The organism is Rathayibacter sp. VKM Ac-2754, assembly GCF_009807095.1.
GTDB lineage: Bacteria > Actinomycetota > Actinomycetes > Actinomycetales > Microbacteriaceae > Rathayibacter.
Window position 1 is genome coordinate 176,187 of the sequence record NZ_WUCC01000001.1, and the last position, 25,606, is coordinate 201,792.

Consider the following 25,606-nt stretch of genomic DNA (forward strand, 5'->3'; position numbering starts at 1 on the left):
GGACCGTACCGAAGCGTGCGGCTCCGTGGTACAGGAGAGGACATCGAGTCTCGACGCGGCCGATGTTCCGGGAGCGCGATCGCCCTCGCAGGACCGTGCGCGGCCGCTGAGAGGGAGTTAGTCTCCTTCTCACGATGGACGACGACGACGCCCGACTCCCGCGCGCCAAGCGGATCCCCGCGGACCAGGTGCGCACCCGCATGATCGGCGCTGCTCGCGAGGTCATCGCGGTCAGAGGGCTGACCGTCGGGTTCGCGCACCTGCCGATGGAGGAGTACATCCGCCTCGCCGGCGTGCCGCGCAGCTCCGTCTACCGGATCTGGAGCACGCGCGAGGAGTTCGTCGCCGATCTCATCGGCGAGGTGTTCGTGCGCGACCGCTTCGCCGACGGGGCGGACCCGGACGCGATGGCGGTGATGCGCGAGGTGTACGAGAACTCCTCCCACCACCTCGCCACGGCGGCGGGCCGGCGCGCGGTCGCCTGGGAGATGATCCGGATCGGCGCCAACTCGAACATCGAGACCCTGCGCAGCTCCGTCGACTGGGCCTCGTACAATGCTCTGCTCGCCTGCACCTTCTCGATGGAGGAGGGCCCGGCCCGCGAGGCCGTGCAGGCCACCGCCCGCCGGATCGAGTCCATGCTGACCCACCGGATGGAGGGCTTCTACCAGGAGATGCTCGAGATGTTCAGCGGCACCCTCCGGCCCGGCTTCTCGACGCTCCAGCTCGCCCACCTGACCTCGATCGTCGTCGACGGACTCGCCCACCGCGGCCGGCTGATCGGCGACGACCTCGACTCGGTCGTGCTCGCCCCCGGCCTCGACGGGGAGCCGGTGCCGTGGCACCTCGCCGCCTACACGATCCGCTCGATCGTCGAGGGGATGCTCGAGCCGGTCGCCGACTAGGGCGCATCGGCTCCCGCCGGGATCGGCTCGGTGAACCCGTCGATCAGCATCAGGACGCCGGTGACGACCAGCGAGGGCGATCCGTCTCCGTCGAGGGGTCCGGTGACGAGCTCGGGCGCCGCGATCCGCGCGACGCAGAGCCCCTCGATGTACGAGCAGATCGCGGAGGCGAGCACGGCGTAGCCGCCCAGCCCGGGGCGCACCCGCAGCCCGAGCTCCGAGAAGGTGTGCTCGTAGTACTTGGCCATGTTGTCGATGAAGTGGACCTGGCGCTTGCGCAGCGCCTCCGTGATGGCCGTGCGGGCCGGCTCGTCGTAGGCGTCGACCGATCCGGCGAGAGCCACGAAGTTGCGCCAGTGCTGCGACGAGAAGGTGTTCTCGTAGTTGACGCCGATCGCCACGGCGACCGACTCGACCAGGATCTCGCGCTGCCGCTCGGGCGAGACCGACTCGCCGACGTGCCGGTGGAGGTAGGAGTCGCCGACCGTGAGCGCGGGCTGGTCGAGGCGGGTCGAGAGGATCCGCTCGGGGATCACCGCGACGAGCTCGTCGTAGAAGGCCTGGCGCGTCGGCCAGATCCGGTAGACCGTGCTGCGCGGGACGTCCGCAGCCTTGATGACGTCCTCGAGCGCGAGGTGGGACACCCCCACGCGCAGCCCCTCGGTGCGGACCACGCCGAGCGCCGTGTCCAGGAGCCGGGCCCTGACCTGCTCCCGGCTGAGACGCGACGTGCGGCGCGGAGGATCGGTCGGGTCGGTGCTGCGGCTCATGCGGTCTCCGGCGGAAGGGTGCGCGGAGGCCGGATCGTCGCGGCCTCGCTCCCTGGAGCGTAGCGGGAGCGGAGGCTCGCCGGCGTCGGCAGCGTGACGGGCGCGGCCCGCGATCGGCTCGAGAGCCGCGCGGGCCGCGCTGCCTGTCCCCCAGGCGGCCGCCCCATCGGCCTCTTCGAACGTAGGCGCCTTCTCTCAGCAGGTCAAAGTTGGAGACATCATGTCGCGTCGCGCCCGGTCAGCGCACCGGCCGACGGCGCACGTCGTCCGACAGCGGAGCGCGGCGGAGCGACGGAGTCTCGGCCGCGCCGGGGCGCGGGAGGGCGAGAGTGGCCGCGACCGCCGAGGTCGCCTCCGCCCCCGCATGACCTGCGAGCTCGACGTTGCGCATCAGCTTCGCGTGGTGGCAGGGGCTCGCGTCGATCGCGACGACCATCGCCGAGAAGCGCAGCGCGTCTCCGAGCCGCGCGAGCGGGTTCAGCTCGGCGATCACGGCCGGCACGTCGGGCATCGACAGCAGCGTGTACCGGCAGGTCGAGACGAAGTACTCGTCGACTCCCGCCTCGGCCGACGGGTTGCCGACGATGATGTCGCCCAGATCGACGACGCCGACGCGCGTGCCGAGCATCGCCGCCACCGTCACCTTGATGTCGCCCGCGAGAGCGACGACGTGGATGCCGGGGGGCCACGGCGGGAGCTCGCCGAGCTCGATCGAGCCCGTGCGCATCGCGATCCCGGCCTGCGACGAGAGCGCGTCGATCATCGGCATGCCGGTGCACTCCCCCGCCCGCGAGGCGTCCTCGGAGGCGGCCTCGCCGCACGAGGCGAGGAGGGCGGAGATCCCGAGACGGCTCTGCGGCTCGAGCCCCGCGACGACGGCCGGACTGACCGTGCCGGTCGAGTCGATGATCTCGCCGAGCCGCTTGGCGAGGTCCGATCCCGTGTTCGGCGTGCCGAAGGTGATGACGTCGGACACCATCGACTCGACCGGCACGCCGTCGACGCTCTGGCTCAGCGCCTGCCGGGCCGCGAGCCCGCCCATCGAGTGGGCGACGACGATCGCCCGGTTGCCGGTCGCCCGCGTGAGGCAGTCGAGCGAGGAGGCGAGGGCGTCGGCGATCCCGGGGTCGGTGACCCAGCGGGCCGCGAGGTCGCGGTAGTCGAAGGTGTAGACGGCCGAGCCGTCGATCTCCTGCAGCATCCCGACCATCGAGCGCTGCGAGGTGGTGACGGGCTCGTCGACTCCGTTCGGCGCGATCAGGTCGACCAGGTGCGAGAAGGCGCCGGTGCGGCCCTCGTCGTGGGTCGCGGTGCCCAGCCAGCCGTGCAGGAGGAGGATCGGCACGACGGAGGCCCGGGCAGCGGAGTCGACGTCGTCGCCGGCGAGCACGGGCGCCAGCTGGGCCACTCCGCAGGACGCGGGCGGCTCCGTGATCGCGGCGGCTGCGGGGCTTCCGGGCACCACGACGGCACCGACCACCGCGAGAAGGGCGGCCAGCACGACGACCACGAATCTCATCCGCGCGTTTCCTCACCGCTGCGTCTCCGGCAGGACGGACGGGTACCGGCCCGGCGAGCGCCAGAAGAGTCAAGCACCCCGGGGACGACCGCAGGAGAGTACATCACGATTCGATCACCCCCAGTAAGGGCGACCTCAATCCGAACGGCCGACGGCCGAGCGCCCGGGGACGACGAAGGCCCCGCCGGTCTCCCGGCGGGGCCTTCGTCTCAGGTCAGCGAGCTCAGCTGTAGTTGCCGGGCTCGTAGCCGTCGCTCGAGAACGAGTCGAAGTCGACGAACGACAGGTCGGCGTCGCTGAACGCCGCATCGTCGGCGAAGATGCGGTTGGGGTACCGCTCGGCCTTCGCCTCCTCCGTCGCCTCGACCGACACGTTGCGGTACTTCGGGAGACCGGTACCGGCCGGGATCAGCTTTCCGATGATCACGTTCTCCTTCAGGCCCAGCAGCGGGTCGCGCTTGCCCTCCATGGCCGCCTGCGTCAGGACGCGGGTGGTCTCCTGGAAGGACGCGGCCGACAGCCACGACTCGGTGGCCAGCGACGCCTTGGTGATGCCCATGACCTCCTGACGTGCCGAGGCGGTGCGCTTGCCCTCGGTCAGAGCGGCGCGGTTGACGTCGCTGTAGCGCGAGCGGTCGACGAGCTCGCCCGGGAGCAGGTCGGTGTCGCCGTGGTCGACGACGGTGACCTTGCGGAGCATCTGACGGACGATGACCTCGATGTGCTTGTCGTGGATCGGCACACCCTGCGAGCGGTAGACGCCCTGGACGCCTCCGACCAGGTGCTTCTGGACCTCGCGGACGCCCAGCACGCGCAGGACCTCCTTGGGGTCGACCGTTCCGACGTGCAGCTGCTGTCCGAGGGTGACCGACTGGCCGTCCTCGACGAGCAGCTGCGAGCGCTTGAGCACCGGGTAGATGACCGCCTCGTCGCCGTTGTCGGGCTGGAGGATGACGCGGCGGGCACGGTCGGTGTCCTCGATCGTGATGCGACCGGCGGCCTCCGCGATCGGCGACGCGCCCTTGGGGGTGCGGGCCTCGAAGAGCTCCTGCACGCGGGGAAGACCCTGCGTGATGTCGTCGGCCGAGGCCGATCCACCGGTGTGGAAGGTGCGCATCGTGAGCTGAGTGCCGGGCTCGCCGATCGACTGGGCCGCGATGATGCCGACGGCCTCTCCGATGTCGACGAGCTTGCCGGTGGCGAGCGAGCGGCCGTAGCAGGCCGCGCAGACGCCGACGGCGGACTCGCAGGTCAGGACCGAGCGCACCTTGATGTGGCGCACCCCGGCTCCGACCAGCTTCTCGATGAGCACGTCGCCCACGTCCTCGCCGGCCTCGGCGATGACCTCGCCGGCCTCGTTCGTCGCCGGGGTGGCGAGCGAACGGGCGTAGACCGAGTTCTCGACGTTCGAGTCCTGCGACCAGGCGCCGGTGGCGTCCTGGAGCATGATCGGCAGTTCGAGGCCCTTCGTGGTGCCGCAGTCGTCCTCGCGGATGATGACGTCCTGCGAGACGTCGACGAGTCGACGCGTCAGGTAGCCGGAGTCGGCCGTGCGGAGCGCGGTGTCGGCCAGACCCTTGCGGGCACCGTGCGTGGCGATGAAGTACTCGGCGACCGACAGGCCCTCGCGGTACGAGGAGATGATCGGTCGGGCGATGATCTCGCCCTTCGGGTTGTTCACCAGGCCGCGCATACCGGCGATGTTGCGCACCTGCAGCCAGTTACCACGGGCACCGGAGGTGACCATGCGGTTGATGGTGTTGTCGACGGGGAAGTTCGCGCGCATGGCCTTGGCGACCTCGTCGGTCGCCTCGGTCCAGACCTTCACGAGCTCCTGGCGACGCTCGGGCTGGGTGATGAGACCCTTCTCGAACTCCGACTCGACCTTGGCCGCGCGCTTCTCGTAGCCCGCGATGATCTGCGGCTTCGACGGCGGGGTCAGGATGTCGGACAGCGCGACGGTGACTCCGGAGCGCGTGGCCCAGTAGAAGCCGGCGTCCTTGATCCGGTCGAGCGAGGCGGCGACCTCCACCTTCGGGTAGCGCTCCGCGAGGTCGTTGACGATCCCGGAGATGGTCGTCTTGTCGGCGACCTGCTCGAAGTAGGGGTAGTCGACCGGCAGCGCCTCGTTGAAGAGGGCGCGGCCGAGCGTCGTGTCGAGCAGGACCGGCGCGGTGACCTTGCCGGTCTCGTCGATCTCGACGCCCTCGGGGGCCTGACCCTGGGCGAAGAAGACCTCCGACATGCGGATCTTCACCTTCGAGTTCAGGTGCAGCGAGCCCTGGTCCTTCGCGAGGATCGCCTCGGAGACCGAGGAGAACGCACGTCCCTCACCGGCGCCACCCTCGCGGATGGTCGTCAGGTGGTGGAGGCCGATGATCATGTCCTGCGTGGGCAGGGTGACCGGGCGGCCGTCGGAGGGCTTGAGGATGTTGTTCGACGCGAGCATCAGGATGCGCGCCTCGGCCTGGGCCTCGACGGACAGCGGCAGGTGGACGGCCATCTGGTCGCCGTCGAAGTCCGCGTTGAACGCGGCGCAGACGAGCGGGTGCAGCTGGATCGCCTTGCCCTCGACCAGCTGGGGCTCGAAGGCCTGGATGCCGAGTCGGTGCAGCGTGGGCGCGCGGTTGAGCAGGACGGGGCGCTCGCGGATGATCTCCTCGAGCACGTCCCAGACCTGCGGGCGCGAGCGCTCCACCATGCGCTTGGCGGCCTTGATGTTCTGCGCGTGCGACAGATCGATCAGGCGCTTGATGACGAACGGCTTGAACAGCTCCAGAGCCATCTGCTTGGGCAGACCGCACTGGTGCAGCTTGAGCTGCGGGCCGACGATGATGACCGAGCGGCCCGAGTAGTCGACGCGCTTGCCGAGCAGGTTCTGGCGGAAGCGACCCTGCTTTCCCTTGAGCATGTCGCTCAGGGACTTCAGGGCGCGGTTGCCGGTACCGGTGACGGGACGACCGCGACGGCCGTTGTCGAAGAGGGCGTCCACCGCCTCCTGGAGCATGCGCTTCTCGTTGTTCACGATGATCTCGGGAGCACCGAGGTCGAGCAGGCGGCGGAGGCGGTTGTTGCGGTTGATCACGCGACGGTAGAGGTCGTTCAGGTCGGAGGTGGCGAAGCGGCCACCGTCGAGCTGGACCATCGGGCGCAGCTCCGGCGGGATGACCGGGACCACGTCGAGGACCATCGCCGCCGGCGAGTTGCCGGTCGCGAGGAACGAGTTGACGACGCGCAGGCGCTTGATGGCGCGGATCTTCTTCTGACCCTTGCCCTCGGCGATCTGCAGGTGCAGCGTCTCGGCCTCGGCCTGGAGGTCGAACTGCTCGAGGCGCTTCTTGATCGCCTCGGCGCCCATGTAGGCCTCGAAGTAGACGCCGTACCGGTCGACGAGCTCGTTGAAGACCGCGTCCTCGGGCTTGAGGTCGCCGACCTTGAGGGTGCGGAACTGCTCCCACACGCTCTCGAGCCGCGCGATGTCCTCGTCGAAGGACTTGCGGATCTGGCCCATCTCCTTCTCGGCGCCGTCCTTGGTGCGGCGCTTCTGGTCGCTCTTCGCGCCTTCCGCCTCGAGGGCGGCGAGGTCGGTCTCGAGGCGTGCCAGACGGTCCGCGATGCGGGAGTCGCGCTGGTCCGAGAGGGTCTTGATCTCGAGCCGGAGCTCGTTCTCGAGGCCGGGCATGTCGGCGTGACGGCCGTCGTCGTCCACGTCGATGATCATGTACGCCGCGAAGTAGATGACCTTCTCGAGGTCCTTCGGCGCCATGTCCAGCAGGTATCCGAGGCGCGAGGGGACGCCCTTGAAGTACCAGATGTGGGTGACGGGGGCGGCGAGCTCGATGTGGCCCATCCGCTCGCGGCGGACCGAGGACTTGGTGACCTCGACGCCGCAGCGCTCGCAGACGATGCCCTTGAAGCGGACTCGCTTGTACTTGCCGCAGGAGCACTCCCAGTCGCGCGAGGGTCCGAAGATCTGCTCGCCGAACAGACCGTCCTTCTCGGGCTTCAGGGTGCGGTAGTTGATGGTCTCGGGCTTCTTCACTTCACCGTGCGACCAGCGACGGATGTCATCGGCCGTCGCGAGGCCGATGCGCAGCTCGTCAAAAGTTGTTACGTCGAGCAATGTTTTCTCCTTGTCGGAAAACAGGGTGTCTCGTCAGAGACGGGAGGTCGTCAGATGCTGGCGCGGATCAGATGTCGTCGACCGAGGACGACTCGAACCGGGAGGAGATGTTGATGCCGAGCTCTTCCGCAGCGCGGTAGACCTCGTCATCGGTGTCGCGCAGGCTGACCGCGGTGCCGTCCGCCGAGAGGACCTCGACGTTCAGGCACAGGGACTGCATCTCCTTGATGAGCACCTTGAAGGACTCCGGGATGCCCGGCTCCTGGATGTTCTCACCCTTGACGATGGCCTCGTACACCTTCACGCGGCCGAGGATGTCGTCGGACTTGATGGTGAGGAGCTCCTGCAGGGCGTAGGCGGCGCCGTAGGCCTCGAGGGCCCACACCTCCATCTCGCCGAAGCGCTGCCCACCGAACTGCGCCTTACCACCGAGCGGCTGCTGGGTGATCATCGAGTACGGGCCCGTCGAGCGCGCGTGGATCTTGTCGTCGACGAGGTGGTGCAGCTTCAGGATGTACATGTAGCCGACCGAGACCGGGTCCGGGAAGGGCTCTCCCGAGCGGCCGTCGAACAGCTGCGTCTTGCCGGACGAGCCGATCAGGCGCTCACCGTCGCGGGTCGGGGTGGTGGAGTCGAGGAGCCCTGCGAGCTCCTCCTCCGCCGCACCGTCGAACACGGGGGTCGCGACCTTGGTACCGGGCGCCGCCTCACGGGCGTGCTCGGGGAGACGCGCGGCCCACTCGGGCTGACCCTCGACCTTCCAGCCCTGCTTCGCGATCCAGCCGAGGTGGATCTCGAGGACCTGGCCGAAGTTCATGCGACCGGGGACGCCGAGCGGGTTGAGCACGATGTCGACCGGGGTGCCGTCGACCAGGAAGGGCATGTCCTCGACCGGCAGGATCTTCGAGATGACGCCCTTGTTGCCGTGGCGGCCGGCGAGCTTGTCGCCCTCGGTGATCTTGCGCTTCTGGGCGATGTAGACGACCACGCGCTGGTTGACGCCCGAGCCGAGCTCGTCGTCGCCGTCCTGCGCGTCGAACACCTTGACGCCGATGATCGTGCCGCGCTCGCCGTGGGGCACCTTGAGCGACGTGTCGCGGACCTCGCGGCTCTTCTCGTTGAAGATCGCGCGGAGCAGGCGCTCCTCGGCCGAGAGCTCGGTCTCGCCCTTGGGCGTGACCTTGCCGACGAGGATGTCGCCGGGGCGGACCTCGGCGCCGATGCGGATGATGCCGCGCTCGTCGAGGTCGGCCAGGAGCTCCGGGCTGACGTTGGGGAGATCGCGGGTGATCTCCTCCTTGCCGAGCTTGGTGTCGCGGGCGTCGACCTCGTACTCCTCGATGTGGATCGAGGAGAGGACGTCGTCCTTCACCAGGTTCTGGCTGAGGATGATCGCGTCCTCGAAGTTGTGACCCTCCCACGGCATGAACGCGACGAGCAGGTTCTTGCCGAGCGCGAGCTCGCCGTTCTCGGTCGCGGGGCCGTCGGCGACGATCTCGCCGACCTCGAGACGCTCGCCGGCCGAGACGACCACGCGGTTGTTGTACGAGGTGCCCTGGTTGGAGCGGTCGAACTTGCGCAGGTAGTAGACCTGCGTGCCGCCCTCGTCCAGCTGGACGGTGACGGTGTCGGCGGAGACCTCCTGGACCACGCCGGCCTTGTCGGCGGTGATGACGTCGCCGGCGTCGATGGCTGCGAAGCCCTCCATGCCGGTGCCGACCACGGGCGACTCGCTGCGCAGCAGCGGGACGGCCTGACGCTGCATGTTCGCTCCCATGAGGGCGCGGTTCGCGTCGTCGTGCTCGAGGAACGGGATCAGCGACGTCGCGACCGACACCATCTGGCGCGGGGAGACGTCCATGTAGTCGACGCGGCCGGCGTCGACGAGCTCGACCTCTCCGCCCTTGGGGCGGACGAGCACCTTGGGCTCGGCGAAGTGGAAGTCCTTGGTCAGCGGGGCGTTCGCCTGCGCGACCAGGTACTCGTCCTCCTCCGAGGCGGTGAGGTAGTCGATCTGCGACGTGACGAGACCGTCGACGACCTTGCGGTACGGGGTCTCGATGAAGCCGAACGAGTTGATGCGCGCGAAGGACGCGAGCGAGCCGATCAGGCCGATGTTCGGGCCCTCGGGGGTCTCGATCGGGCACATGCGGCCGTAGTGCGACGGGTGGACGTCGCGGACCTCGACGCCGGCGCGCTCACGGGAGAGACCACCGGGGCCTAGCGCCGAGAGGCGGCGCTTGTGGGTCAGACCCGCGAGCGGGTTGTTCTGGTCCATGAACTGCGACAGCTGCGACGTCCCGAAGAACTCCTTGATCGCGGCCACGACGGGGCGGACGTTGATCAGGGTCTGCGGCGTGATCGCCTCGATGTCCTGCGTGGTCATGCGCTCGCGGACGACGCGCTCCATGCGGGACAGTCCGGTGCGGACCTGGTTCTGGATCAGCTCGCCGACCGCGCGGATGCGGCGGTTGCCGAAGTGGTCGATGTCGTCGACGTCGAGGCGGAGCTCGACCGGCGCGGAGTCGCGCACACCCGGCAGGGTGGTGCGGCCGTCGTGCAGCGCGACCAGGTACTTGATGGTCGCGATGATGTCCTCGACCGTCAGCACGGAGTCGGAGAGCGCCTTGTCGATGCCGAGCTTGCGGTTGATCTTGTAGCGGCCGACCTTCGCGAGGTCGTAGCGCTTGGAGTTGAAGTAGAAGTTGTCCAGCAGCGCGCGGGCGGCCTCGGCGGCGACCTGCTCGCCCGGACGGAGCTTGCGGTAGATGTCGCGGAGAGCGTCCTCCTTGGTGAGGATGTTGTCCTTCTCGAGCGTGAGCTCGATCGACTCGTAGCCGGCGAACTGCTCGAGGATCTCCTCGCTGGTGAGGCCGAGGGCCTTGAGGAAGACGGTGACCGACTGCTTGCGCTTGCGGTCGATGCGCACACCCACCTGGTCGCGCTTGTCGATCTCGAACTCGAGCCAGGCACCGCGGCTCGGGATGACGCGAGCCGAGTAGATGTCCTTGTCGGACGTCTTCTCCTGCTGGCGCTCGAAGTAGACGCCCGGGCTGCGGACGAGCTGGGACACGACGACACGCTCGGTGCCGTTGATGATGAACGTGCCCTTCTCGGTCATCAGCGGGAAGTCGCCCATGAAGACCGTCTGGGTCTTGATCTCACCCGTGAGGTGGTTCATGAACTCGGCCTCGACGTAGAGGGGAGCCGCGTAGGTCTTGCCGCGCTCCTTGCACTCCTCGATCGTGTACTTCTCGGGCTCGAGGTACGGGTTCGTGAAGCTCAGCTGCATCGTCTCGCTGAGGTCCTCGATCGGCGAGATCTCCTCGAAGATCTCGTCCAGACCGGAGTTGGCGGGGAGGTCCTCCCGGCCGGCGGCCTTCGCCTCGGTGACGCGGGTCTTCCACGCCTCCGAGCCGACGAGCCAGTCGAAGCTCTCGGTCTGCAGTGCGAGCAGATCCGGAACCGTCAGGGTGTCGCTGATCTTGGCGAACGAGAGACGCGAGGCTCCGCGTCCGTTCTTGGGTGAGGTGGTGGTTGCGTGGGGCGCAGCAGCCAAGGAAGGAACCTCCGTAGACCCTCGCGGGTCTCAATCTGTGGGATGTGTGGAGTGGGCTCCCGCCGGGCGGGCCGACACTCCTCCCAGCGCCGCAGCGACCGCTTTCACGCGGTCTCGGGGAGGGGGCTAGAGTGTGGCAACGACATCCACCATCTGATGTCGGGTTCCGGTGACCTGCCGACCGCAATATGACGGCATGGGTACTCGGGAGCGCAAAGTACAAATATAGGTGCAAGCGGTGGCGCAACGCAAGTGCTGATCCTTGCGCGGTGCGCGCCGGTCGGGTATACGGCCCCGCACCGGCCCGGGGGGAGTGAGCCCCGGGAGCCCGAGCAGCAGGCAGACTGTCCGGATGCAGGAGCGCAGCGGACGACGACGAGGCGACGACTCCGAGCACCCGCGCGCCGTCCTCGACAGCGGCTTCCTCGCGCAGATCGAGCCCGACCGGCACTCGACCGACGCCGTGACCCTCGTGGTCGACGGCACCCCGCAGTCGCACGTCGACCTCGCCGATCCGACGCACCTCTCCTTCGAGTACGTGCGGCGCATCGGCCACGCCATCGACCTGCTCGCCCCCGCGGGCGAGCCCCTCACCGCGCTCCACCTCGGCGCAGGGGCGCTCACCCTCCCCCGGTACGTCGCCGCGACCCGGCCGGGCTCGCGGCAGCAGGTCGTCGAGATCGAGGGCGCTCTGGTCGACCTGGTCCGGGAGGCGGTGCCGCTGCCCCGCGGCGCGCAGATCCGCATCCGCCAGGGCGATGCCCGCGAGGTGCTGGGCAAGCTCCCACCCGGGCTCCGCGGCAGCGTCGACGTGGTGGTGGTCGACATCTTCTCGGGCGCGCGCACGCCCGCGCACGTGACGAGCGCGGAGTTCTACCGCGAGATCGCTCCGCTGCTCGCCCCCGGCGGCGTGGTCGCGGTGAACGTCGCGGACGGCGGTGCGCTCGCCTTCGCCCGCGCGCAGGCGGCGACCCTGTCGTCGGTCTTCGCGCACGTCGCGATCATGACCGACACGCAGATGCTGAAGGCGAAGCGCTTCGGCAACGTCGTGATGCTCGCCTCCCCCTCTGCGCTGCCGGTGGACGCACTGCCGCGGCGCCTCGCCTCCGACCCCGCGCCCTCGAAGCTCGTGCAAGGACGCGAGCTCGACAACTTCACGGCCGGCGCGGTCCCCGTCACCGACGACACCGCCACGCCGTCGCCGCTGCCCGCGCGCAGCATCTTCCAGGTGCGCCGGGGCTGAACCGGCCCGGCAGGCGCTCGCCGTCGAGCGTGCCCGTAAACTGGCCAGGGGGTCAGCGCCCCTCCCGTCCCCGTCGCTCGCGACCGGATCCGCACCCCTCGAGGAAGCACTGCTCTGAGCATCATCATCCGCCATGACCCTGCGACGCTCCGCGAGGAGGTCGACGTCGACGCCGCCCAGCAGCGCCTCGAGGAGATCGGCGCGCTGCGCAGCCTCGCCGCGCTGACCGAGAAGGCCGAGCTGCTGCGCCTGCTCGACCGCGTCGACGAGGCCTGGGAGGTCGCGACCGAAGCGGTCCGGCGCACCCGGTTCTCGGGCGACCGCGCGGAGCTGCTCTCGGCGCGCGTGCGTCGTGCGCGTCTGATGCAGCTGCGCGGCCGCACCGACGAGGCGCTCTCCGAGCTCGCGCTCTGCGTCGAGGAGGCGCGCACCCACGAGTGGCACCTCGAGCACTCGCTCGCCCTGAAGCACCGGGGGCTGACCCTCTTCGAGCTCGGAGAGTACGGCCGCGCCGCACGCGACTTCGACGCCGCGACGGCGCTCGGCGAGCGGGTCGGCGTGCCCGAGGAGGAGCTCGAGGTGGCGCGCCTCGGCTTCGCGGCCGCGACCGAGTTCCAGGACGGGTCGGCCAGGGCCCCCCGCGCCGACGGCGTCCTGCGCGGACGTCGGCGCGCCGACGGCGACGAGTCCTGAGCTCGGACGCGACGCGTGGCTGAGCTCGAGCAGGTCGCCGTGTGGGCCGACGAGCTCCTCGCGGCGCACCTCGACGGGTCGTGGAGCTTCGCCTTCGACCGCGCGCGCACCCGCGCCGGCGCCTGCCACTGGGGCGACCGTCGCATCACGGTGTCGCGGCACCTCGCCGCCCGCTGGAGCGACGAGGAGGTGCGGCAGACCCTGCTGCACGAGATCGCGCACGCGCTCGCGGGCCCGAAGGCCGGACACGGTGCGGAGTGGCGCCGCACCGCCTCCCGGCTCGGCTACACCGGGACACGCACGCACAGCAGTCCGACGGCCGACGAGCTGGCGCCGTGGGTCGGCAGCTGCCCGAGCGGGCACCTCTTCTACCGCCATCGCCGCCCGAGTCGGCCGCTCGCCTGCGGCAGGTGCGCGCGCCGCTTCGACGCGGCGAACGAGATCCAGTGGCGGCGGCGGGTCGTCCCCGCGGCGGAACGCGGATGACCCTCCCGGCCGGGCAGTGGCTGGAGGAGGCCGACGGTCGTCGCTGGTGGTTCGACTCCGGGAGCACAGCCCTCGACTTCGCCTACACCGGCGCGATGCGCGGCGCACCCGGTGAGCGCCTGGGCTCCGGCGACGCGCTGGCCGCGTGGCTCCGGGAGCGGTTCGAGGGAGTGGGGGACGGCGCCGGGCTCGCCGACGCGCTGATGCTGCGAGAGGCCGTGGCGCGGCTGGCCGCCGCCGCCGAGGCGTCCGAGCCCGCTGAGCCGGCGGACGTGGACGTCGTGAACCTGTTCGCGGCGATGCCGGACATCCCGCCGTCACTGCCGGGAGGCTCGCGGCAGGCCGGGCGCTCGAGCGCGAACGGGCGCCAGGCGCTCTCGAGCATCGCCCGCGAAGCGGTCGCGCTGCTGGGCGGCGCGTCTGCCGGCCGGCTGCGCCGCTGCGACGCCGAGGACTGCCGGATGCTCTACCTCGACACCTCCCGCGCCGGTTCCCGCCGCTGGTGCTCGATGCAGCGCTGCGGGAACCGGGCGAAGGTGCGGGCGCACCGCAGGCGCGCCGCCGATGCCCAGGCCGTCAGTCGACGACCTTGACCTCTTTCCAGAACGCGACGTAGCCCGAGAAGTCCTTGCCGACGCGGTCGAACGCGGTGGGGTAGGGGTGCGGGTACGACCAGGCGCGGTCCTTCAGCAGGCCGCCGTCGGACTGCACCGAGAAGTACTGGCACTCGCCCTTCCAGGGGCAGGTGTACGGGGTGTCGCTCGGCTCGAGCAGGTCGGTCACGACGCTCGAGGGCGGGAAGTACCAGTTGCCCTCGATCGAGATCAGGTCGGAGTCGGGCGCGTCGGCGAGGACGACGTCGTTGAGAACGGCTTTCATGCGGATCTGCTTTCGGTCGCGTGGTCGGATCGGGCGGAGGCTCTGCCCCTGGGAGACGCTACGCCCGGTGGGCCGCCGGCGTGCGATCTGCAGGAGGGCGTGCGATCTGCCGGAGGATGTGCGAACCGGGGCCGTCAGCGCGGAGACCGCAGGACGGTGACGCGGTCGGCCGAGTCGACGCGAGCCGCCTCCCGCACGATGTCGGCCTTCCCGGCGGCGATGAGCACGCGGCCCGAGGCGGACGCCGAGAGCAGGTGACCGCACGCGCGGCGCAGTCCCTCGAAGGACGCGGAGGCGACGGCCGCCTCCGGCGAGACATGGTCGATCCCCAGAGCGATCAGGGCGTCGATCAGCGCGCCGGCGGCCAGCTGGTCCTCCATCGCGAAGCGCGGCTCCCCCGCCTCGCCGAGCTCGCCGACGGCGACGACGTTCACGCTCGTGCGGCCGCCGTTCTCGTGCTGGCGCTCCAGCACCCAGCGGGCGACGGCCGAGCGGTCGACGAGTCCTGCGCGGACCACGTGCCCCTCGACCGCATCGAGGTCGAGCTCTGCTCCGGGCAGGGCGTCGACCAGCACCGTGACGGGCGCGGGCGCGAGGGTGCGCAGGGCGCGGGCTCCCCAGTCGAAGCGGATCTGGTAGGTCGCCTGGTCGAAGGCGGAGGGCGCGTCGGTCACCCCGCCACGCTACCGATCGGGCGGGCTCCTACACGTCACCGCCGTCCGGCGCACCCGGTTCCCGCCCGGCGATCGGCGGAGGAGGATGGGGTTGTGAAGGTGATGCTGAAGCACGTGCTCGACACCGATCCCGACTCCGCCTGGCGGGCGCTGCAGAGTCCCGCGGTCTTCCGCGAGGTGATGTCCCCCCTCCTGACCGCGGCCTCGCTCGACGAGGGCGGGTTCCGCCCCACGTGGGGGCTCGGCCCGCACGACGTGGCGATGGACGCGCTCGGCATCGTGCCGATGGGCGCGCAGGAGATCGACCTCTCCTACCGCCGCGTGCCGTCGATGCCCGACGTGCGGATCCTCCGCGACAACGGGGCGCCGCTCTCGGGGGCGCTCCGGCTGATCACGGCCTGGGACCACCGGATGGCCGTCGCGCCGCTGCCCGACGGTCGCACGCTCTTCCGCGACCGGCTCGAGTTCGACGCGGGGATCGCCTCGCTCGCGGTCTGGCCGTCGATGTGGGCGTTCTGGCAGTGGCGCGGCATCCGCATCCGTGCCCTCGCACCGAGCTGGCGTCTCGACCTCGGGGCGGACGCCCGGCCGCGCGGGGAGGCGGCGGAATGAGCCCCGACGGCACCGCCGAAGAGGCGATCGAGCTCTCGCGCAGCGAGCTGCTGCGCTTCCGCTGGCCCTCGGGCGAGGAGGAGGCGGAGGACGACGTCGTGTCGCCGCGCCGGCGCCTCGCCTCCGCCGTCGAGGTCTCCGACTGGCGCCGCCACGTGCAGGCGATCTACGCCGAGGTGCGGCGACTCTCGAACATCGATCTGCTCGCCGCGCACGCCTCCTGGATCCGCGGCCGCAATGCGCTGTTCGCCCGCCACCCCTCCACTCCCCTGCTCCCGGGCGATCGCGCGCACTTCCGCTCGCTGCCGGTCGCACCGTACGACGCGGGCTGGCGCTTCGAGCTCGAGGTCGCGCCCGTCGAGGAGGCGGTGCGGATGGACGTCGACACCGGCACCGACGGCACCGTCCCGTTCGAGCTCGTCGGCACCGTGGACGTGCCGCAGGCGGGCACGCTGGACGTGTGGCGGCTCGCCTCGTACGGCGGCGGGCTGTTCCTGCCGGTGAAGGACGCGCTGGCGGGGACGCCGGGCGGCACCTACGGGGGCGGTCGCTACCTCCTCGACACGGTCAAGGGAGCCGACCTCGGTCCGGGATCGACGCCGTCGACGCTCGTGCTGGACTTCAACTTCGCCTACAACCCGTCGTGCGCCTACGACCCGGCCTGGGCCTGCCCGCTCGCGCAGCAGGGCAACACGCTCGCGGTCGAGGTGCCGGTCGGGGAGCGCTACAAGGGCTGAGCAGCTGCGCCTGGGCGCGCTCGGAGGCTGGATGGATAGCCTCCGAGCGGCGCGCCGTCCGCGCCGGAGAGCAGGAACACCATGCCCCGACCCGTCCTCCTCGTCACCGGGACCTCGACCGGGATCGGCCGGGCGACGGCGATCGAGGCCGCGCGCTCCGGCTGGACGGTCGTCGCGACCGTCCGCGACCCCGAGCGCGCCACCGACCTCCGCGCCGCCGCGGAGGAGGCCCGCGTCGACCTCGACGTCGTCGCGCTGGACGTCACCGACTCCGCGTCGGTGGACGCCTGCCTCGCGCACGTCGAGAGTGCTCACGGCGGGCTCGACGCCCTCGTGAACAACGCCGGCGCCGGGCACATCGGCACGCTCGAGCTCGAGGAACCGGCGGAGCTCCGCCGGGTGATGGAGGTCAACTTCTTCGGCACGGTCGCCGTCACCCGCGCCGCGATGCCGATGCTGCGCTCCTCCCGCGGCCGGGTCGTCACGATCTCGAGCGTCGGAGGCGTCGTGGGCCAGCCGTTCAACGAGGACTACTGCGCGGCCAAGTTCGCGGTCGAGGGCTTCTTCGAGGCGCTCGCACCCGTCGCCGGAGCCGTCGGTGTGCAGGTCTCGCTGATCGAGCCGGGAGCCGTGCGCAGCAGCTTCGTCGAGAACGTCGGGATCGACGTGCACGCGATGGTCGCGCAGGCCGGCCCCTACGCCTCCTCGCTGGGCTCGTACCTCGACCGCACCGCCTCCGCGTTCTCGTCGACGCACGCCCAGGATCCCGCCGATGTCGCCGTCGTCGTCCTGCAGGTCCTGAGGGCGGCCGAGGCGCCGTTCCGTGTGCAGACCTCGGACTGGGCGAGGGAGTTCGCGGGGATGAAGCTGGCCGACGTCGACGGGTCCCGCGTGCAGTCCGCCATGCGCGGATGGATCGGCACCCACTAGGGTGGAGGGGTGCGAGCGCGAAGACTGCGCTCCCCCGCGTCGTAGAACGCCCCTTGTCCCCTGACGATCATCGAGATCCGAGGACTCTGACGAATCGAGGACTCCCGTCCCGATCACCTGGCGCACGTGCATGAGGCCCCTGGCCGCGCGCACCCCTTCGTACGGCGAACGGATGTGACCACCGTCACCTTCGCCCGAACGTCGATCACCCGCGCCCGGCCACCCGCCGACGCGAGCCGCGATCGACATTGATGCCCGAAAGGCACCACCGCATGTCGACCATCCCCTCCTTCAGCGCCCTCGGCGTTCCCGCCCCCCTCGTCGCCGCGCTCACCGCGAACGGCATCACGGAGCCGTTCCCCATCCAGGTGGACACGCTCCCCGACACCCTGAACGGCCGCGACGTCCTCGGACGCGGCAAGACCGGCTCGGGCAAGACTCTCGCCTTCGCCATCCCGATGATCGCCCGCCTCGGCGGCTCGCTCGCCGGCGGCCGCCGCCGCCCGGGTCGCCCGCTCGGACTGATCCTCGCCCCGACCCGCGAGCTCGCCACGCAGATCACCGCTGCCATGCAGCCGCTGGCCGATGCCTACGGCATCGTCACCACCACGATCTTCGGCGGCGTCTCGCAGCAGCGTCAGGTCGCGGCCCTCAAGCAGGGCGTCGACATCGTCGTGGCCTGCCCCGGCCGCCTCGAGGACCTCATGAAGCAGGGCTTCGTGAACCTCGACGCCGTCGAGATCACCGTGCTCGACGAGGCCGACCACATGGCCGACCTCGGCTTCCTGCCCGTCGTCACGCGCATCCTCGACAAGACCCCCCGCGGCGGACAGCGCCTGCTGTTCTCGGCCACGCTCGACAACGGCGTGGACAAGCTGGTCAAGAAGTACCTCCAGAACGAGGTGCTGCACTCGGTCGACGAGGCCAACTCCCCCGTCGCGCTGATGACCCACCACGTCTTCGAGGTCGACGGTCTCGACTCCAAGAACGCGCTCGTGAAGACCCTCGCCTCGGGCGCCGGACGCCGCATCCTCTTCATGCGCACCAAGCACACTGCGAAGAAGCTCGCCAAGCAGCTCACCGCGCAGGGGATCCCCGCGGTCGACCTGCACGGCAACCTCTCGCAGGTCGCCCGCGACCGCAACCTCGCCGCGTTCGGCGCCGGCACCGTGAAGGTGCTCGTCGCCACCGACGTCGCCGCCCGCGGCGTGCACGTGGACGACGTCGAGCTCGTCATCCACGTCGACCCGCCCATGGAGCACAAGGCGTACCTGCACCGCTCGGGCCGCACCGCCCGCGCCGGCAGCGAGGGCGACGTCGTCACGGTCGTGCTGCCCACGCAGCGCGGCGACGTGAAGACGCTGCTGCGCAAGGCCGCCATCCAGGTCACGCCCCAGCACGTCTCGGCCGACTCGGCCGTCGTCTCGAAGCTCGTCGGCGACGTCGCGGCCTACGTGACGCCGACCGCCGTCGTCGAGCCGGTCCGCGGCCAGTCGCAGGGCGGCCGCTCGCAGGGCGCGAACGCCCAGCGCAAGCGCGTCGCACGCACCGAGGGCGGCGCAGCTCCCCGCGGTGGACGCGGCGACCGCTCGGCGGCTCCCGCCTCCGACCGCCCCCGTCGCGACCGCACCTCCTCCGAGGGCGGCGCCCGCGGCGGACGCGGCCGCACCCCCGCCTCCACCGGCGGCGGTTCGCGCTCTACAGCACGCCACCGGCGGCGCCTCCTCCGCAGCCTCTGCCGCGCGGCGGCGGAGCGCCGCGCGGCCGCCGCGCGCAGGGCTGAATCCTGTTCGCGCGCCGCGCAGCGGCGCGCCGCGGTCGGCAGACCGCGTGGTCGCGACCCGCAGAGCGGGTTGCGACCGGCTACGCCGATTCGCTCGCACGCGAATCGCCGGTTCGCCTCGCGGGTGCTCGGCTGGTCTGCAGATGACACTGCGGGATCGAAGCGCGGCGCAGAGAACTCAGGAAGGCCGGGCGGACTCGGACGACACCAGTCGTTCGGGTCCGCCCGGCCTTTTCTGCGTCCCGTAGGGACCGTCTCGCGTGCACAACCGAGGTTCAGCGCGCCAGGCGGCCCGCCCACGGGCCGACGCTGCGTCTCACCCTCGGTTGCGCACACCAAATGAGCCGCGGAAGCCACCACCTCGACCCGGCGAGCACCCTGCACGCACGGCGAAGCCCAACGCGTGATTCGCGTGTCAGCGAATCGCGCTAGGCGGAACGCAGGACGCTCTGCGGAACCCACCACCTCGCGAAGCCGACCGCGGTGAGCCGCCGCGCGGCTCACAAGAAGGCACCGCGAACGCGTGATTCGCGTGCGAGCGAATCGCGCTAGGCGGAACGCGGGACGCTCTGCGGAACCCGACCACTCCGCGAAGCCGACCGCGGTGAGCCGCCTCGCGGCTCACCAATTGGCACGCGAGTGCGCGCGCCCCTTCAGCGGAGGCGCCCCACCGAGGCGAGAGCGGCGCGCACGAGCATGCCGCGGCCCCCCTCCATCTCGGCGGAGACGGCGTCGGAGGAGGCCTCGTCGGGGGTCATCCAGGTCAGCTCGAGGGCGTCCTGGCGCGGGTCGCAGGTGCCGGTGACGGGGACCACGTAGGCGAGCGAGACGGCGTGCTGGCGCTCGTCGGTGAAGGGGCCCATGCCGGGCATGGGGAAGTACTCGGCGACGTGGAAGGGCAGCGGGCTCGCGGGCAGGAGGGGGAACGCCATCGGCCCGAGGTCCTTCTCGAGGTGGCGGAACAGCGCGTCGCGCAGCGTCTCCCCGTACATCACGCGGCCCGACACGATGGTGCGGGTGATCTGACCGGAGGGCGTCGCTCGGAGGAGCACTCCCACCTCGGTCACCTGGCCGAGGCCGTCGACCCGCACGGGCACCGCCTCGACGTACAGGAGCGGCAGTCGACGGCGGATGTCGGCGAGTTCGTCATCGGACAGCCACCCGGAGTTCGGGTCAGGGGTGCGCACGCTCATACGCTCATTCTTACCCGACGTTGATGTCCGTCCGGTTTCGCGGGCGGACTCGGCGGTGCCCTGGACGATGATGGTCAGATGGGAATCGATCCGAACGCGGTGCTGTGGTCCTCCTCCGAGAAGGACCGGGCCGGGCGTCCGCTCCTCGTGCTGCTGCACGGCTACGGCTCGCACGAGGGCGACCTGTTCTCGCTCGGGGTCTACCTGCCGCTGCAGCCGGTGCTGGCGTCGCTCCGTGCGCCGCTCGCACTCGGCGGCGGCGCGAACGCGTGGTGGCCGCTCCGGGTGCCGCTCGTCCCCGGCGAGCCGCGCGCGGATCCCGCGGCCGTCGACGCGGCGACGCAGGGGGTCCTGGAATGGCTCGACTCCGTCGACCACGCGGGTCCCGTCGGTCTGCTCGGGTTCTCGCAGGGCGCCGCGCTCGCCGTGCAGCTGCTGCGCCGCGCGCCCGAGAGGTTCGCGTTCGCCGTCGCGCTGTCGGGCTTCGTCGTGCCGGTCGGGCCGGGGGACGAGGGCGACGCCCGGCTGGCGCGCGAGCGCCCGGACGTGTTCTGGGGTCGCGGGACGCTCGACACGGTCATCCCGCAGGAGCTCGTGTCGGACGCCGCGGCGTGGTTCCCCGAGCACACGTCGCTCGACGCGCGGGTCTACGAGGGGGTGGCGCACGGAGTCGGGCAGGACGAGCTGACCGATGTGGCGGCGTTCATCCGCACGCGATTCGCCTGATCCCGGGGCCTCGGGCGCGGCGTCAAGGGTTTGCCCTCGGCGGACGCCCGCGGCAGTGTCGGTGGTGGCAGGGAGGATGAACGCATGCCGGACGTCCTCGATCGCTTCTCCCCCGCCACGCGCGCGTGGTTCGAGGGCGCGTTCCCGGCCCCCACCGCCGCCCAGGAGGGCGCCTGGACGGCGATCTCGAGCGGCTCGCACGCTCTCGTGGTCGCTCCGACCGGGTCGGGCAAGACGCTGTCGGCGTTCCTCTGGGCGATCGACAGGCTCGTCCAGGGTCCTCCTCCGGAGGATCCGCAGCACCGCACGCGCGTGCTCTACGTGTCGCCGCTCAAGGCCCTCGGCGTCGATGTCGAGCGGAACCTCCGGTCGCCGCTCGTCGGCGTCACGCAGACCGCGCTCCGCCTGAGCGCAGAGGGGATCGGCTCAGCGCCCTCCACGGTCACCGTGGGCGTCCGCTCCGGCGACACCCCGGCGGCCGAGCGGCGCGTGCTGCAGAAGACCCCGCCGGACATCCTGATCACCACTCCCGAGTCGCTCTACCTGATGCTGACCTCCGCCGCGCGCGAGTCGCTGCGCGGGGTCGAGACCGTGATCGTCGACGAGGTGCACGCCGTCGCGTCGACCAAGCGCGGCGCCCACCTCGCCGTGTCGCTCGAGCGGCTCGACGCCCTCCTGCCGAAGCCCGTGCAGCGCATCGGCCTGTCGGCGACGGTGCGTCCGCGCGAGGAGGTGGCGCGCTTCCTCGCGGGCCGCTCGCCCGTGCAGATCGTCGCTCCCGCCTCCGAGAAGCGCTGGGACCTCAGCGTGATCGTCCCCGTCGAGGACATGTCCGAGCTCGGCGCGACCACCCAGCAGGAGGGGTCGACGATGGGCGCCACCGGTCCGCAGAGCGGATCGATCTGGCCCCACATCGAGGAGTCGATCGTCGATCGCGTCCTCGCGCACACCTCCTCCATCGTCTTCGCCAACTCGCGGCGCCTCGCCGAGCGGCTCACCGCGCGGCTCAACGAGATCTACGCCGAGCGCCGCGAGACCGCCGCCGAGCAGCGCCGCGAGGCGGGCGAGCCCGTCGCCGTCGGCGCGCTCCTCGAGGAGGCGGTGGGGTCGGGGCCGCGCCGCCCGCCCGCGGAGGCGATGGGCGCGTCGGGCGCGACCAGCGGCTCCGGGCAGTCGGCTCCCGACGACGAGCCGCTGCTCGCCCGTGCGCACCACGGCTCGGTGAGCAAGGAGCAGCGCGCGATCATCGAGGACGACCTCAAGTCGGGGAGACTCCGCTGCGTCGTCGCCACCTCGAGCCTCGAGCTCGGCATCGACATGGGCGCCGTCGACCTGGTCGTCCAGGTCGAGACTCCACCCTCCGTCGCGAGCGCCCTGCAGCGGGTCGGCCGCGCCGGCCACCAGGTCGGCGAGATCTCGCGGGGCTCGTTCTACCCCAAGCACCGAGCCGATCTGCTGCACTCCGCCGTCACCACCGAGCGGATGCGCACCGGCCTCATCGAGGCGATCTCGGTGCCGGCCAACCCGCTCGACATCCTCGCCCAGCAGACCGTCGCGGCCACCGCGCTCGACGCGCTCGACGTCGACGAGTGGTTCGACACGGTCCGCCGCAGCGCCCCGTTCGTCTCACTGCCCCGCTCGGCCTACGAGGCGACGCTCGACCTGCTCTCGGGGCGCTACCCCTCCGACCAGTTCGCCGAGCTCAGGCCGCGCCTGGTGTGGGACCGCGACGCCAACACGCTGACCGGACGCCCCGGTGCTCAGCGACTCGCCGTGACGAGCGGCGGCACCATCCCCGACCGCGGCCTCTTCGGCGTCTTCATGGTCGGCGAGCCCGGATCGACCGGCAACCGCGTGGGCGAGCTCGACGAGGAGATGGTCTACGAGTCCCGCGTCGGCGACGTGTTCGCGCTCGGAGCGACGAGCTGGCGGATCCAGGAGATCACCTACGACCGTGTGATCGTCACTCCGGCGTTCGGCGAGCCCGGGCGCCTCCCGTTCTGGAAGGGCGACTCGCAGGGCCGCCCCGCCGAGCTCGGCGAGGCGATCGGAGCCTTCACCCGCGAGATCGGCGGCGCGCTCCCCGATCCGGCGCGCGAGCGCTGCGCGGCCGCCGGGCTCGACACCTTCGCGACGAACAACCTGCTGTCCTTCCTCGACGAGCAGCGGATCGCCACCGGGCAGATCCCCGACGACCGCACCCTCGTGCTCGAGCGCTTCCGCGACGAGCTCGGCGACTGGCGGCTCGTCCTGCACTCCCCCTACGGCATGCAGGTCCACTCGCCGTGGGCGCTCGCCATCGGCGCGCGGGTGCGCGAGCGGCACGGAGTCGACGGCGCGGCGATGGCGGGCGACGACGGCATCGTGGTCCGCATCCCCGACACCGAGTCGGAGCCTCCGGGGGCCGAGCTCTTCCTCTTCGAGCGCGAGGAGCTCGAGCAGCTCGTCACCAGCGAGGTCGGCGGCTCCGCGCTCTTCGCGGCGCGCTTCCGCGAGTGCGCGGCGCGGGCGCTCCTCCTGCCCCGCTACAACCCGGGCAAGCGGTCGCCGCTCTGGCAGCAGCGCCAGCGAGCGGCCCAGCTCCTCGATGTCGCACGCACCTACCCGACGTTCCCGATCATCCTCGAGACCGTGCGCGAATGCCTCCAGGACGTCTACGACCTGCCCGCCCTCCTCCGCCTCGCCGCCCGGCTCGACGGTCGCGAGCTGCGGATCCTCGAGGTCGAGACGCCGACCGCGAGCCCGTTCGCCCGCTCGATGCTGTTCGGCTACGTCGCAGCCTTCATGTACGAGGGCGACAGCCCGCTCGCCGAGCGCCGCGCGGCCGCGCTCTCGGTCGACGCGGCCCTGCTGGGCGAGCTCCTCGGACGCGCCGAGCTGCGCGAGCTGCTCGACCCCGCGGTGCTCGCGCAGATCGAGCGCGAGCTGCAGCGGGTGGAGCCCGAGCGGCGCCTGCGCGGGCTCGAGGGTGCCGCCGACCTCCTCCGCCTGCTGGGTCCGCTGACCCTCGACGAGCTCGGCGAACGGCTCGTGGACGAGTCGGTCGCCTCGGCCGATGTCGCCGCCGCGCCGCCGCTCGCTCGCGAGGCGCTCGAGTCGCACCTCGCCGACCTCGTCCGCGCCAAGCGCGTCCTCCCCGTCGGCATCGGCGGCGAGCAGCGCTACGCGGCGATGGAGGACGCCTCCCGGCTCCGCGACGCGCTGGGCGTGCCCCTCCCGATCGGCGTGCCGGTCGCCTTCATCGATCCCGTGCGCGACCCGCTCGGCGATCTCGTGGCGCGCTACGCCCGCACGCACGGCCCGTTCGCCGCCCCCGCCGTCGCGACCCGGCTCGGGCTCGGAGTCGCCGTCGTCACCGACACGCTGCGCCGGCTCTCGGGCGAGCGGCGGGTCACCGAGGGCGAGTTCCGCCCCGACGGCACCGGCACCGAGTGGTGCGACGCCGAGGTCCTCCGCCGCCTCCGCAGCCGCTCCCTGGCCGCGCTCCGCAAGGAGGTCGAGCCGGTCGACGCCGCCACCTACGGCCGCTTCCTGCCCGCGTGGCAGCACGTCGGAGGCTCGCTCCGCGGCATCGACGGCGTCGCCTCCGTCATCGACCAGCTCGCCGGGGCGCCGATCCCGGCGTCGGCGTGGGAGTCGCTGATCCTGCCCGCGCGCGTGCGCGACTACTCCCCCGCCATGCTCGACGAGCTGACGGCGACCGGCGAGGTCCTCTGGGCCGGCGCCGGCACCCTGCCCGGCAACGACGGCTGGGTCAGCCTGCACCTCGCCGACACCGCCGGTCTCACTCTCCCGGTGCCCGCCGTCGAGGCGGTCCCGCTCGGTGAGCTTCAGCAGGAGATCGTGGGCGTGCTCGGCTCGGGCGGAGGCTACTTCTTCCGCCAGCTCTCCGACGCGGTCGGCTCGACCGACGACGCGCGCCTCGTCGAGGCGCTGTGGGAGCTGGTCTGGGCGGGCCTGCTGACCAACGACACCCTCGCTCCGCTGCGCACCCTGGTCGGCTCGACCGGGGGCGCGCACCGCCAGCCCCGCGCGCCGGCGAGGGCCCGCGCGCCCCGCGGACGCATGACCGCGCGCCCGACCATGGCCACCCGAGTCGGACCGCCCACCGCCGGCGGCCGCTGGTCGATCGTGCCGCTGGCCGAGTCCGACCCGACGATCCGCGGGCACGCCCTCGGCGAGACGCTCCTCGAGCGCTACGGCATCGTGACCCGCGGCTCGGTGCAGGCCGAGGGGGTGCTCGGAGGCTTCGCGCTCGCCTACAAGGTCCTCAGCGGCTTCGAGCAGCAGGGGCGCGCGCGTCGCGGCTACTTCATCGAGAAGCTCGGCGCCGCCCAGTTCGGCACCGCCGGCAGCGTCGACCGGCTGCGCACCTTCGTGCCGCAGGACGAGGTGCGCGAGCGCCCGCGTCCCGTCCTGGCCCTCGCGGCGACCGACCCCGCGAACCCCTTCGGCGCGGCGCTCCCGTGGCCGCAGGGCGAGGGCCACCGACCGGGCCGCAAGGCCGGCGCCCTCGTCGCCATCGTCGACGGCGCGCTCGCCGTCTACCTCGAGCGCGGCGGCAAGACCGCCCTCACCTTCACCGATGACGAATCGGCACTCGCCGACGCGGCCGGCGCGCTCAGCCAGCTGGTCCGCTCGCGTGGCGTCGAGAAGCTCACGGTCGAGAAGATCGACGGAGTCTTCGCGCTCGGCACGCCGCTCGGCGACGCCCTCACCGCCGCCGGTTTCGTCGCCAACCCGCGCGGGCTCAGGATGCGCGCATGAGCCGCGG

At 71.6% G+C, this 25,606-nt stretch carries 18 protein-coding genes; 11 read left to right on the plus strand and 7 right to left on the minus strand.

Features of this window, described 5'->3' with window-relative positions; all coding sequences use genetic code 11:
* The first annotated feature begins 134 nt into the window (after positions 1–134).
* Positions 135–905 carry a hypothetical protein gene (locus GRS92_RS00945; RefSeq protein WP_159852444.1) on the plus strand — a complete coding sequence of 257 codons (771 nt, stop codon included), beginning with the start codon at positions 135–137 and terminating at the stop codon, positions 903–905.
* Here the strand turns inward: GRS92_RS00945 and GRS92_RS00950 are convergent.
* The 4 genes from GRS92_RS00950 to rpoB all read right to left on the minus strand — a co-directional run bounded on the left by GRS92_RS00950 (position 902) and on the right by rpoB (position 10,876).
* On the minus strand, positions 902–1,675 hold the full coding sequence (locus GRS92_RS00950; RefSeq protein WP_159852446.1) for a TetR/AcrR family transcriptional regulator: 774 nt from the start codon (positions 1,673–1,675) through the stop codon (positions 902–904). The genes GRS92_RS00945 and GRS92_RS00950 overlap by 4 nt on opposite strands.
* Before the next feature lie 238 nt (positions 1,676–1,913).
* Positions 1,914–3,194 (minus strand): esterase/lipase family protein, encoded by a 1,281-nt coding sequence (locus GRS92_RS00955; RefSeq protein WP_159852448.1) that lies wholly within the window; start codon positions 3,192–3,194, stop codon positions 1,914–1,916.
* A gap of 223 nt (positions 3,195–3,417) precedes the next feature.
* Positions 3,418–7,317 (minus strand): DNA-directed RNA polymerase subunit beta', encoded by a 3,900-nt coding sequence (locus tag GRS92_RS00960; protein WP_159852450.1) that lies wholly within the window; start codon positions 7,315–7,317, stop codon positions 3,418–3,420.
* A gap of 67 nt (positions 7,318–7,384) precedes the next feature.
* Positions 7,385–10,876 (minus strand): DNA-directed RNA polymerase subunit beta, encoded by a 3,492-nt coding sequence (gene rpoB, locus GRS92_RS00965; RefSeq protein WP_159852452.1) that lies wholly within the window; start codon positions 10,874–10,876, stop codon positions 7,385–7,387.
* Between the two features lie 352 nt (positions 10,877–11,228).
* Here rpoB and GRS92_RS00970 point away from each other — a divergent pair, with 352 nt between their 5' ends.
* The 4 genes from GRS92_RS00970 to GRS92_RS00985 all read left to right on the plus strand — a co-directional run bounded on the left by GRS92_RS00970 (position 11,229) and on the right by GRS92_RS00985 (position 13,891).
* On the plus strand, positions 11,229–12,119 hold the full coding sequence (locus tag GRS92_RS00970) for a spermidine synthase (RefSeq protein ID WP_159852454.1): 891 nt from the start codon (positions 11,229–11,231) through the stop codon (positions 12,117–12,119).
* Between the two features lie 345 nt (positions 12,120–12,464).
* Positions 12,465–12,812, plus strand: coding sequence for a hypothetical protein (locus GRS92_RS18805; protein WP_204162102.1), 348 nt, complete (start codon positions 12,465–12,467; stop codon positions 12,810–12,812).
* A gap of 15 nt (positions 12,813–12,827) precedes the next feature.
* Positions 12,828–13,298 carry a SprT-like domain-containing protein gene (locus GRS92_RS00980; RefSeq protein ID WP_159852456.1) on the plus strand — a complete coding sequence of 157 codons (471 nt, stop codon included), beginning with the start codon at positions 12,828–12,830 and terminating at the stop codon, positions 13,296–13,298.
* Positions 13,295–13,891, plus strand: coding sequence for a CGNR zinc finger domain-containing protein (locus tag GRS92_RS00985; RefSeq protein WP_235021743.1), 597 nt, complete (start codon positions 13,295–13,297; stop codon positions 13,889–13,891). Before GRS92_RS00980 ends, GRS92_RS00985 begins: the two co-directional genes overlap by 4 nt.
* On the opposite strand, the gene GRS92_RS00990 is transcribed toward GRS92_RS00985, so the two are convergent.
* The gene (locus tag GRS92_RS00990) at positions 13,875–14,177 is read right to left on the minus strand and encodes a DUF427 domain-containing protein (RefSeq protein ID WP_159852458.1); all 303 of its coding nucleotides are present in this window, start codon (positions 14,175–14,177) and stop codon (positions 13,875–13,877) included. The two genes, GRS92_RS00985 and GRS92_RS00990, sit on opposite strands and share 17 nt — an antisense overlap.
* A gap of 134 nt (positions 14,178–14,311) precedes the next feature.
* Entirely contained in the window at positions 14,312–14,851 is a 540-nt protein-coding gene (locus GRS92_RS00995; protein ID WP_159852460.1) for a 2-phosphosulfolactate phosphatase, read from the minus strand.
* A 93-nt stretch (positions 14,852–14,944) separates the two neighbouring features.
* On the opposite strand from GRS92_RS00995, the gene GRS92_RS01000 reads away from it, so the two are divergent.
* The 4 genes from GRS92_RS01000 to GRS92_RS01015 all read left to right on the plus strand — a co-directional run bounded on the left by GRS92_RS01000 (position 14,945) and on the right by GRS92_RS01015 (position 19,256).
* Positions 14,945–15,463 (plus strand): hypothetical protein, encoded by a 519-nt coding sequence (locus GRS92_RS01000; RefSeq protein ID WP_159852462.1) that lies wholly within the window; start codon positions 14,945–14,947, stop codon positions 15,461–15,463.
* Positions 15,460–16,200, plus strand: a complete 741-nt coding sequence (locus GRS92_RS01005; protein ID WP_159852464.1) for a DUF1684 domain-containing protein — start codon at positions 15,460–15,462, stop codon at positions 16,198–16,200. Before GRS92_RS01000 ends, GRS92_RS01005 begins: the two co-directional genes overlap by 4 nt.
* 81 nt (positions 16,201–16,281) lie before the next feature.
* Complete coding sequence (locus GRS92_RS01010; protein WP_159852466.1) at positions 16,282–17,130, plus strand: SDR family oxidoreductase; 849 nt, start codon at positions 16,282–16,284, stop codon at positions 17,128–17,130.
* 272 nt (positions 17,131–17,402) lie between these two features.
* Positions 17,403–19,256: a DEAD/DEAH box helicase gene (locus tag GRS92_RS01015; RefSeq protein ID WP_235021745.1), complete on the plus strand. Its 1,854-nt coding sequence runs from the start codon at positions 17,403–17,405 to the stop codon at positions 19,254–19,256.
* 310 nt (positions 19,257–19,566) lie between these two features.
* Here the strand turns inward: GRS92_RS01015 and GRS92_RS01020 are convergent, their stop codons facing one another.
* The gene (locus GRS92_RS01020; RefSeq protein WP_159852468.1) at positions 19,567–20,106 is read right to left on the minus strand and encodes an NUDIX hydrolase family protein; all 540 of its coding nucleotides are present in this window, start codon (positions 20,104–20,106) and stop codon (positions 19,567–19,569) included.
* A gap of 78 nt (positions 20,107–20,184) precedes the next feature.
* Between GRS92_RS01020 and GRS92_RS01025 the strand changes: the two genes are divergently transcribed.
* Together GRS92_RS01025 and GRS92_RS01030 are read left to right on the plus strand one after the other, a co-directional pair.
* Positions 20,185–20,832, plus strand: a complete 648-nt coding sequence (locus tag GRS92_RS01025) for an alpha/beta hydrolase (RefSeq protein WP_159852470.1) — start codon at positions 20,185–20,187, stop codon at positions 20,830–20,832.
* Between the two features lie 84 nt (positions 20,833–20,916).
* Complete coding sequence (locus GRS92_RS01030; RefSeq protein WP_159852472.1) at positions 20,917–25,599, plus strand: ATP-dependent helicase; 4,683 nt, start codon at positions 20,917–20,919, stop codon at positions 25,597–25,599.
* Positions 25,600–25,606: the final 7 nt, after the last annotated feature.

Coding starts and splice junctions, on each gene's coding strand:
- GRS92_RS00945 (WP_159852444.1), top strand. CDS start 135: ATGGACGACGACGACGCCCGACTCCCGCGCGCCAAGCGGATCCCCGCG.
- GRS92_RS01015 (WP_235021745.1), top strand. CDS start 17,403: ATGTCGACCATCCCCTCCTTCAGCGCCCTCGGCGTTCCCGCCCCCCTC.
- GRS92_RS01030 (WP_159852472.1), top strand. CDS start 20,917: ATGCCGGACGTCCTCGATCGCTTCTCCCCCGCCACGCGCGCGTGGTTC.
- GRS92_RS00955 (WP_159852448.1), bottom strand. CDS start 3,194: ATGAGATTCGTGGTCGTCGTGCTGGCCGCCCTTCTCGCGGTGGTCGGT.
- GRS92_RS00990 (WP_159852458.1), bottom strand. CDS start 14,177: ATGAAAGCCGTTCTCAACGACGTCGTCCTCGCCGACGCGCCCGACTCC.
- GRS92_RS01020 (WP_159852468.1), bottom strand. CDS start 20,106: ATGAGCGTGCGCACCCCTGACCCGAACTCCGGGTGGCTGTCCGATGAC.
- GRS92_RS01025 (WP_159852470.1), top strand. CDS start 20,185: ATGGGAATCGATCCGAACGCGGTGCTGTGGTCCTCCTCCGAGAAGGAC.
- GRS92_RS01010 (WP_159852466.1), top strand. CDS start 16,282: ATGCCCCGACCCGTCCTCCTCGTCACCGGGACCTCGACCGGGATCGGC.
- GRS92_RS01005 (WP_159852464.1), top strand. CDS start 15,460: ATGAGCCCCGACGGCACCGCCGAAGAGGCGATCGAGCTCTCGCGCAGC.
- GRS92_RS00985 (WP_235021743.1), top strand. CDS start 13,295: ATGACCCTCCCGGCCGGGCAGTGGCTGGAGGAGGCCGACGGTCGTCGC.
- GRS92_RS00970 (WP_159852454.1), top strand. CDS start 11,229: ATGCAGGAGCGCAGCGGACGACGACGAGGCGACGACTCCGAGCACCCG.
- GRS92_RS00950 (WP_159852446.1), bottom strand. CDS start 1,675: ATGAGCCGCAGCACCGACCCGACCGATCCTCCGCGCCGCACGTCGCGT.